General features: G+C 60.8%; 2 protein-coding genes and 1 pseudogene. 1 reads left to right on the top strand and 2 read right to left on the bottom strand.

The features are described from left to right. Positions 1-52: 52 nt before the first annotated feature. Positions 53-486 (bottom strand): annotated as a pseudogene (locus EN939_RS28335) (DUF2267 domain-containing protein). A gap of 125 nt (positions 487-611) precedes the next feature. Between EN939_RS28335 and EN939_RS28330 the strand changes: the two are divergent. Next, the gene (locus tag EN939_RS28330; protein WP_236382652.1) at positions 612-1,406 is read left to right on the top strand and encodes a hypothetical protein; all 795 of its coding nucleotides are present in this window, start codon (positions 612-614) and stop codon (positions 1,404-1,406) included. A gap of 34 nt (positions 1,407-1,440) precedes the next feature. Here the strand turns inward: EN939_RS28330 and EN939_RS28325 are convergent, their stop codons facing one another. Next, complete coding sequence (locus tag EN939_RS28325; protein ID WP_127271019.1) at positions 1,441-2,358, bottom strand: NADP-dependent oxidoreductase; 918 nt, start codon at positions 2,356-2,358, stop codon at positions 1,441-1,443. Positions 2,359-2,836: the final 478 nt, after the last annotated feature.

Here is a 2,836-nt window from a genome sequence, read left to right as displayed (position 1 = left end):
AGACTGACGCCCTCGGGGCGCCAGCCTCGGCACGGCTGCCTGGGGAGCGTCGCTATTTGACGCCGAGACTTTCGGGCCAAAGCGCCTGGATTTCTTTCGGCAGGGCATCGCGCACCTTGGCCGATTGGCCAAGATCAATATGCCGTGCAAGAACTCGGAACACCGAGCGTGCCGCCTCCTCGGGATCGACGGGGCGGATCGATTTCAATTCCTCGCCGATGTGCTGCGAGAAGTTTTCAAGGGAGCGCGTTTTGTCCGGCTCGGCTGCGGGCCGGTAGTGGTCGTAATAAGCGCCGCGTACCAGGAGCGGCAGTTCCGCCCCAAGTTTGGCCGCAAGCCCGATCTGCAGCCTGTCCCTTACGGTCCGCAAGACCGCGCCCAATATGTGCCATGCAATCCGCCGATCCGGACCTCCATGATCTCGTCGAGCCAGATGTTGGTCGTCTGCAGCGTCCTGTCAAAAACATCCAAACCGGTAGCGCTCATCATCGCCTCCTCATCAAATTCATGTCTGGTTTCGAAACGATGCTCGGGGACAATCGTTTCGCTATCTGTCGGCAAAATTGGCTCGGTCGGTGATCCGGCTCTGCTCCGGGATCACGGAACGGCTCTTGGTTGCGCTGGAACCCCTTCGGAAGCAGTTCGTTCCTTGGGTGGGCGGCTTTGAGGAGTTGGTTGGGTGGGGGAGCGCGTCCCGCAACAGGTTTTTTGCGATGCCTGCAAGGAAGACAAAAACCGATGAAGGCGAGAACCGGCAGCAACTCCTGCAGATGATGACCACGGAGCATTTGGTGCTCGGGACCGCCAGAGCGGCGACGATTCAGGAGGCGAATCAGCGCGCAAATTTGTTCCTGACTTCGGTATCCAGCGCCACGATCGCCCTTGCCTTCGTCGCCCAGGTGACAAGGATGGGGCTTCCTTTCATGCTGTTCAGCCTGATCCTGTTGCCATGCCTCTACTTCATCGGGCTGGTGACATTCGTCAGGGCTGTGCAGGTGGCCATCGAAGACATGGTCCACGCCCGTGGCATGGCGCGCATCAGGCACTACTACACCGAGCTTACTCCCTCGATGGCGCGCTACCTGGTTCACTCCACTCATGACAACCAAACGGCTCTGCTGGCCGATGTCGGCCTCAAGCCAAGGCCCTGGCAAGCGTTCGCCGGAACCGCAGGGATGGTGAATGTCGTCAACGGTGCCATCGCCGGTGTCTTTGCCGGGGTGATGCTCAAGGTTGTCATTGGCTCGACAGTCAGTCTCGCCGTGACTGTCGGCATTCTAGCCTTTGCGGTGAGCAATTGGTGCCTCTGGCAACATCACACGCGCAGTTGGGCAAGCGCGGAACACAAGCTGAAGGTGTTGTTTCCGAACGTGCCGGACAGCGACGGCGACGCGCGGATCGGATAACCCGTTCGAGAGGGACGGCAGAAGCACCAACTCGCTAGGCGGAAACCTCAAGCACGATCTTGCCACGCACATGCTCATTTTCCAGCCGTTCTTCCGCTTTGGCGACCTCTCCAAGAGGGTACGTGGCTTGCACGAAGGGGGTGACCTTGCCGGCCTCGATGAGGCGGCCGATCTCGGCAAGATGCGCCGCATTCGGTTCGGCCAGATAGGAGACGCCACGCGCCCGGCGCAAATTTGCCTTTTCCTGCGACGGTTCGGAAAGAGTGGAAACGAGTGTTCCGCCTGGCTTGAGCACATCCCAGGAGCGGTCCTGCGTGTCGCCCGCGACAAGGTCGAACACCAGGTCGACCGCATCGACGACCTCTTCGAAACCCTGGTTCTTGTAGTCGACCGTCTGATCGGCGCCGAGCTCACGGACGAAAACCACGTCCTCGGCGGAAACGGTTGTCGCGACGAACGCGCCCGCGGCCTTGGCGAACTGGATCGCCAGATGACCGACGCCGCCGGCGCCGCCATGGATGAGAACCCGTTGCCCGGATTTGAGGCCGCCATGGTCGAACAGGCCCTGCCATGCAGTGATGCCGGCAAGCGGCACCGCCGCGGCTTCGACATGGCTTAGACGATCCGGTTTCGCAGCCGCCTCCGTCGCCTTGACCACGACAAATTCGGCATTGCCGCCCCGGTCATGACCAAGCATCGCAAATAATGGGTCGCCCTTCTTCAACGTATGCGCCCGCGTGCCGCATATTTCCACCGTGCCGGACACGTCGCGCCCGAGCGTGACCGGCAGGGTTTCGCTCGTCGAACCTTCGCGGATCTTGTAGTCGATCGGATTGACGCTCGCGGCGCGAACCCTGAGCACAACCTCGTCGTCAAGCGGTTGAGGCAAGGGGACTTGATCGATCGAAACAACCTCAGGTCCGCCAAAAGCATGGATGCGGGCTGCTTTCATGTCGGCATATCTCCTGTTGTTTGGCTGTCGGCGACGGTGTCTGCTGGGCTGTCGTCAGCGGCTGTGCAGCCCAGATTGCGAAGGCAGGCACACCGGTTTCCCAGCGGGCCACCGCCGCTGCAAGGTCGCCACTCCTGCTAGGCCGTAGACAGCGTCGGCGGGTTTTGATTCACATGGCGGCAAGGCTACAACCAGACTTGCTGGCTTTCTAACTGGGTAGCAGGCCGTTGGTTCCAACCACCGCAATCGGCTGAACGTGGTGCCGGAAATTCTCTCCTCGGCCAGAGCATTCAACCAGTCTGATCCATCCGGCCCTTATGCACACAGCTGTTTTGAGTAGCGACGCCGAGGAGAGAGGCGGGGGCCGAAGCTGCTGGCGCGCTGACCTTGGAGATCGGATTGAATCATTGCTGGTGGGTCGCAGGGCCGCCGATCAATGCGGTTCGCACGACGAACATAAAGCAGCACGGTCTTAATC

It is taken from the genome of Mesorhizobium sp. M7A.F.Ca.CA.002.05.1.1, from assembly GCF_003998335.1.
GTDB lineage: Bacteria > Pseudomonadota > Alphaproteobacteria > Rhizobiales > Rhizobiaceae > Mesorhizobium.
The sequence above is the reverse complement of the archived record's forward strand: the minus strand, read 5'-3'. Positions and strand labels throughout refer to the sequence as shown.